General features: G+C 64.3%; 7 protein-coding genes. 3 read left to right on the forward strand and 4 right to left on the reverse strand.

Going from position 1 to position 5,868, the window contains the following annotated elements:
• On the reverse strand, window positions 1-527 hold a 527-nt coding region (locus C1D09_RS16200), incomplete at its 3' end, for a metal-dependent hydrolase (RefSeq protein ID WP_143975261.1).
• Window positions 528-652: 125 nt separating this feature from the next.
• On the opposite strand from C1D09_RS16200, the gene ruvX reads away from it, so the two are divergent.
• A complete protein-coding gene (gene ruvX / locus C1D09_RS16205) occupies window positions 653-1,177 on the forward strand; it encodes a Holliday junction resolvase RuvX (protein WP_143975262.1) in 525 nt (174 codons plus the stop codon).
• Here ruvX and C1D09_RS16210 read toward each other — a convergent pair.
• The 3 genes from C1D09_RS16210 to C1D09_RS16220 form a co-directional block, all read right to left on the reverse strand.
• The gene (locus C1D09_RS16210) at window positions 1,077-1,436 is read right to left on the reverse strand and encodes a DUF6105 family protein (protein ID WP_095774312.1); all 360 of its coding nucleotides are present in this window, start codon (window positions 1,434-1,436) and stop codon (window positions 1,077-1,079) included. The two genes, ruvX and C1D09_RS16210, sit on opposite strands and share 101 nt — an antisense overlap.
• Window positions 1,436-1,984 carry a hypothetical protein gene (locus C1D09_RS16215; RefSeq protein ID WP_143975263.1) on the reverse strand — a complete coding sequence of 183 codons (549 nt, stop codon included), beginning with the start codon at window positions 1,982-1,984 and terminating at the stop codon, window positions 1,436-1,438. The genes C1D09_RS16210 and C1D09_RS16215 overlap by 1 nt, the downstream gene beginning before the upstream one ends.
• A gap of 155 nt (window positions 1,985-2,139) precedes the next feature.
• The gene (locus C1D09_RS16220; protein WP_143975264.1) at window positions 2,140-3,768 is read right to left on the reverse strand and encodes a DNA alkylation response protein; all 1,629 of its coding nucleotides are present in this window, start codon (window positions 3,766-3,768) and stop codon (window positions 2,140-2,142) included.
• 157 nt (window positions 3,769-3,925) lie between these two features.
• Between C1D09_RS16220 and C1D09_RS16225 the strand changes: the two genes are divergently transcribed.
• Together C1D09_RS16225 and C1D09_RS16230 are read left to right on the forward strand one after the other, a co-directional pair.
• Window positions 3,926-4,906, forward strand: a complete 981-nt coding sequence (locus C1D09_RS16225) for an aspartate carbamoyltransferase catalytic subunit (RefSeq protein ID WP_143975265.1) — start codon at window positions 3,926-3,928, stop codon at window positions 4,904-4,906.
• Window positions 4,903-5,868, forward strand: a 966-nt coding sequence (locus C1D09_RS16230) for an amidohydrolase family protein (protein WP_143975266.1), incomplete at its 3' end; no start/stop codon positions are given. The genes C1D09_RS16225 and C1D09_RS16230, both read left to right, overlap by 4 nt.

The raw sequence follows: 5,868 nt of genomic DNA on the forward strand, positions 1-5,868 counted from the left end.
GTGAAACGATCGCCGATCGGCACGATGCCGATCTTCGGATCATGCAATTCGTTGATCAGCGCCATGTCGGAAAAGATGTCGGTATCGCCCATATGGTAGAGCGTCGGGTCTTCCGGGAAATGCAGGACCAGCCCGCCCGGATTGCCGAGATAGACGTTCTTGCCGCCGTCTTCGCCAAACGAGGAAGAGTGCAGCGCCTGGACGAAAGTGGCGGTGAAGCCGCCGCAATCGACCGTGCCGCCGATATTGCCGGGATTGATCTTGCTGCCGTCGGCGCCCTTGCCGACCAGATACATGCAGATCTCGAAATTGGCGACCAGTTGCGCGCCGCTCTTGCCGAGCACTTCCAGCGCGCCGCTGATGTGGTCGCTGTGTCCATGCGTCAGAAGAACATGCGTGATCCCTTCCGCCGGCCCTTCCCAGCCGCCCGTCCAGGACGGGTTGCCGATCAGATACGGGTCGATGAGGATCTTGGCGTCGCCGGTTTCGATACGGAAGGCCGAATGGCCGTACCAGGTCAGTTTCATGAAATGCATTCCTCGATTATTGCCGGGCCAGAGGATAGAACGCCGATGACCCCTATATCAAAGGGTATAGTGTCCGCCGCGCATCCGGAAGGACGCACGCTGCTGAAAAAGACAAGGGAAAACCGTTGGCTATCATCACGATTGAGCAATTGCCGGCATGGCTCGCCGACGGCAGGACGCTGGCGGGGCTCGATCTTGGCGACAAGACGATCGGCGTCGCGGTCTCCGACCGGGGATTCGCCTTCGCTCACCCGCGCCCGGTCATCATGCGGAAGAAATTCTCGCTCGATGCCGCCGTGCTTCTGGCCTTGCTGAAGAAGGAGAATGTCGGCGCGGTGGCGATCGGACTGCCGATCAACATGGATGGGTCGGAAGGCCCGCGCGCGCAGAAATCGCGCGCCTTCGTGCGCAATATGGCGCAACTCAGCGACCTGCCCTTTGTGTTCTGGGATGAACGGCTGTCGACTGTGGCGGCCGAGAGGACGCTGATCGAAATGGATTTCTCGCGCGCCAAACGTGCCGGCAAGATCGATTCGGCGGCCGCGGCCTTTATTCTGCAGGGAGTCTTGGACCGGCTTCAGTCGCTCGATTCAGGCGATCGAACGGAATTGGGCGGTCAAGCGGAACCGGGCCCGACCGACGACGCCTGACCCAGTCCAGAATTTCGCGGCGGCGGCGAAAAGCCCATATCGCCATCAGCAGAAATCCGTCGAAGATGCAGGCCTTCGCCACCATCCCCGGGATGATGGCCGGATCGATGCCGAGCATCTGGCCATACAACTGGAACACGAAATCGTGCAGCTGCCGGGTCAGCATCACATAGCCGAAATTCATGTCGTTGAGGGACAGGTAGAACCAGCCCCAGAACAGCGCCATCGGGGCCGCCCACAATGCGAAGATATAGCGCATCAGCGGCCTCCCTTCCCGTTCGACCCGGTTCGGCCCGATATAAGGGAAAGCAGCGAATTATGGGCCGCGGCCTTCGCCATACTGTGCGCCGTGCCGCGAAAGTCAGCGTCATGCAACGCAGCCTCGGAGCGCCGCTCGGCGAGCATCGCGACATATGAGGCCAGAAGCGCGGCCAATTGCACCGCAACGACCATGAACAGCCCGTTGATCCCTTGCGCGGCGCCACCGATCAGGATCATCGACAGGACGCCCGACGCGGAAATGAAGGCGATGCGAACGACGCTGTCGGCGCCCGGGCTGGCCGGATCGTTGATCAGCGTATCGACAAAGGCCCAGAAGAACAGCATCGCCACGACCAGCAAGGCGATCGCCAGCGGCGCGACCACGACAACGTTCTGCAGATCGACGAACCGGGCGCTCTCGACGGTCACGCCAAGCACGCCGAGGGCTGCGGTCACGCCGCGGTCTCCATCCATGCAGATCAGCGCCAGCAGGGCGAAGACAATCGCCCAGTGCACAGACAGAAAGGAGGTCAGTACGTGTCGCATCGGGGTTCCTGCTTCGGCAGGACTCACAGTGGGCTCTGCCGCTCGCCGCCGCAATGGAAACCATTTGTTAAGGTTAACGGCGATCCACAGGCCGCACCCACTGTTCTCAGATGCGCTCAACCGGTCGGAGGACCGGCGGATGCGCCGCTCTCGGTTCAGTTCACCGGCGGATAGAGCGTGTCGATGATCATGCGCGCGTCGTGGCGCGAATCGATCATGCCGTAGGTGTTGCGCCACTGGCCGGCCAGGCGGGTCTCGACGAAGGCATCGGCGATCCGCCCTGCCCCTAGCCGGCGCAGCTCCGCCGCCGCGGCCGACAACGCCAGCTGTTCGGTCAACAGCCGCGCCGACCCCTCGTCGGTCGAAGCCACCTGCATCGCCGCCTTCAACACGCCGATCGTGCCGCGCCCACCGGCGCCGAGATCGCGGTCGATGCCGGCCAGCACCTCTTCGAACAGGCCGGGCGCGCGCCCGAGCACGCGCAGCACGTCGAGCGCCATGACATTGCCCGACCCTTCCCAGATCGCGTTGACGGGCGCCTCGCGGTAATAGCGGGCGAGCGGCGCCTCCTCGACATAGCCATTGCCGCCGAGGCACTCCATCGCCTCGTAGAGCAGCGGCGGCGCGATCTTGCACACCCAGTATTTGACGACCGGCGTCATGGCGCGGGCAAACGCCGCTTCGCCGCGATCGCTCGCCGCCTCGTCGAAGGAGCGCGCCAGCCGGAATGACAAAGCGGTCGCGGCGGCGACATCCAGCGCCATGTCGGCCAGCACGCGCTGCATCAGCGGCTGTTCGATCAAGGTGGAGCCGAACACCTGGCGATGGCGGGCATGATGAACCGCTTCCGCCAGCCCTGCCCGCATGATCGCCGAGGACGCCACGGCGCAATCGAGCCGGGTCAAGGTCACCATGTCCATGATCGTTTTCACGCCGGCGCCGGGCTCGCCGGCCATCTCGCCGATAGCGTTGACGAACTCGACCTCGGAAGAGGCGTTGGAGCGGTTGCCGAGCTTATCCTTCAGCCGCTGGAAGCGAAAGCCGTTGCCCGACCCGTCGCCGAGAACGCGCGGCACGAGGAAGCAAGACAATCCCTCCGGCGCCTGCGCCAGCACCAGGAAGGCGTCCGACATCGGTGCCGACATGAACCATTTGTGACCGGTCAGGCGATAGAAACCGCTGCCGGCGCGCTCGGCCCTCGTCACATTGGCGCGCACATCCGTGCCGCCCTGTTTTTCGGTCATGCCCATGCCGAGCGTCAGCCCGGTCTTCTCGACCGGCGGCTTCTGGCTCTGGTCGTATTTGCGCGTCGTCACGCGCGGCGCCCATTCGCGAAACAGCTTTGGGCTGGCCATCAACGCCGCCAGCGAAGCACTGGTCATGGTGATGGGGCAGAGATGCCCGGTCTCGAGTTCGGCGGTCAGGTAGAAACGGGCGGCGCGCACCTGGTGGCGGCGGCCGATCTCGGCATCGCCGTTTTCCCAAACCGAAGAATGCAACCCGTTCGCCACCGAGCGGCGCATCAAGGCGTGGTAGGCGGGGTGGAACTCGACGAGGTCGATGCGGCGTCCCTGGCGGTCATGGGTCCTGAGCTTCGGCGTCTCGACATTGGCCAGGCGCGCCAGCTCCTGCGCCTCCTGCGTCAGGACGAAACGGCCGAGACCGTCGAGGTCCTTGCGCACCGGGTCGGAAAAGCGCTCGGCAAGCTGGATCAGCAACGGATCGCCTCGCCAGGCGTTGCCGCCCGTCATCGGCGGCGGCTGGTTCGTCACGTCGTCGGTCACAATTCGTCCCTATCGTCGGAAAGCCACGAATCCGGGGCCATCGGCTAGATATAGCCAAGCGTTGCCGTGTGCGCGACGAAAATACCGGGGAGAAAGGCGCCAATCCAAAGCTGGTGCTTGCGGGCGCAAAATCCGCACCCTATAGCAGCGCCTTGAGATGACCGACGCTTCGTCCCTGCCACTCCACCCTCACCGCCATCTTCTGGGCATCAGCGACCTTTCGCCCGCCGACATCGAGCTGTTGCTCGACCGGGCGGATCGGGCCGTCGCGATTTCGCGGCAGTCCGAAAAGAAGACCTCGACGCTGCGCGGCCGCACCCAGATCAATCTCTTCTACGAGGCCTCGACCCGCACGCAATCCTCGTTCGAGCTGGCCGGAAAGCGGCTCGGCGCCGATGTCATGAACATGTCGGTGGCAAGTTCTTCCGTGAAGAAGGGCGAAACGCTTATCGACACGGCGATGACGCTGAACGCCATGCGGCCCGATATATTGATCATCCGCCATCAGTCGGCTGGCGCTGCCGCCCTGCTGGCACAGAAGGTCGGCTGCTCGGTGGTCAACGCCGGCGACGGCGCGCATGAACACCCGACCCAGGCGCTGCTCGACGCACTGACCATCCGCCGCGCCAAGGGGCCGCTGTCGAAACTCATCGTGGCGATCTGCGGTGACATCCTGCATTCGCGCGTGGCGCGCTCCAACATCATGCTGCTCAACGCGCTTGGCGCGCAGGTGCGGGTAGTTGCGCCCTCGACGCTGCTGCCGTCAGGCATCGAGAAGATGGGCGTCATCGTCACGCGCTCGATGGCCGAAGGCCTCAAGGACGCCGACGTGGTGATGATGCTGCGCCTGCAGCGCGAGCGCATGGAAGGCGCCTTCGTGCCTTCGGTGCGCGAGTATTTCCGCTATTTTGGCCTCGATGCCGAAAAGCTGAAGGCCGCCAAGGGTGACGCGCTGGTGATGCATCCCGGCCCGATGAATCGAGGCGTCGAAATCGCCTCGCAAATCGCCGACGGCCCGCAAAGCGTGATCCAAGAGCAGGTGGAGATGGGCGTCGCGGTGCGCATGGCGGTGATGGAAGCGCTGCTCGACCCTCGTCGCAATCAAGAGGGCCGTAATCAAGAGGGTCGGGGCGCATGAGCACGACGGTCTTTGAACGCGCCCGCATCCTCGACCCCTCGCGCGGCCTGGACGAAGTCGGCTCCGTCATCGTCGAGGGCCGCAAGATCGTTGCCGCCGGCAAAGCGGCGTTGAACCAGGGCGCCCCCGATGGCGCCATGACAATCGATTGCGTCGGCAAGGCGATCATTCCTGGACTGATCGATGGCCGCGTCTTTATCGGCGAGCCGGGCGGCGAACATCGCGAGACCATCGCTTCGGCAAGCGTCGCCGCAGCGGCCGGTGGCGTCACCTCGATCGTCATGATGCCTGATACCGATCCGGTGATCGACAATGTCGCGCTGGTCGAATTCGTGCTGCGCACAGCCAAGGACACGGCGATCGTCAACATCTTCCCGGCGGCGGCGATCACCAAGGGGCTCGACGGCCGCGAGATGACCGAGTTCGGCCTGCTGCGCGAGGCCGGGGCGGTCGCCTTCACCGATGGCCGCCACACCATCGCCAGTTCACTGGTGATGCGCCGGGCGCTCACCTATGCCCGCGATTTCGGCGCCACGATAGTGCACGAGACGCAGGATGCGGACCTCGGCTCATCAGGCGTGATGAATGAAGGCCTGTACGCCAGCTGGCTCGGCCTTTCCGGCATTCCACGTGAAGCCGAAACGATCCCGCTCGAGCGCGATCTGGCTTTGGCGCGACTGACGCGCGGCGCCTATCACGCGGCCAAGATTTCGACGGCGATGGCCGCAAACGCCGTGACGCGCGCCAAAGCCGATGGCGCTGATGTGACATCGGGCGTGTCGATCCACAGCCTGTCGCTCAATGAAAACGATGTCGGTGAGTACCGCACCTTTTTCCGCCTGACGCCGCCATTGCGCGCCGAGGAAGACCGGCTGGCGATGATCGAGGCGGTCAGGGCGGGCGCGGTCGACATCATCGTCTCCTCGCACGATCCCCAGGATGTCGACACCAAGCGCCTGCCC

This window comes from Mesorhizobium intechi (assembly GCF_002879535.1).
Taxonomy (GTDB): Bacteria; Pseudomonadota; Alphaproteobacteria; order Rhizobiales; family Rhizobiaceae; genus Mesorhizobium; species Mesorhizobium intechi.

What these genes read in the sequence shown, in the direction of transcription:
- C1D09_RS16210 (WP_095774312.1), bottom strand. Translation starts at nt 1,436, where the DNA reads ATGCGCTATATCTTCGCATTGTGGGCGGCCCCGATGGCGCTGTTCTGG.
- C1D09_RS16215 (WP_143975263.1), bottom strand. Translation starts at nt 1,984, where the DNA reads ATGCGACACGTACTGACCTCCTTTCTGTCTGTGCACTGGGCGATTGTC.
- C1D09_RS16225 (WP_143975265.1), top strand. Translation starts at nt 3,926, where the DNA reads ATGACCGACGCTTCGTCCCTGCCACTCCACCCTCACCGCCATCTTCTG.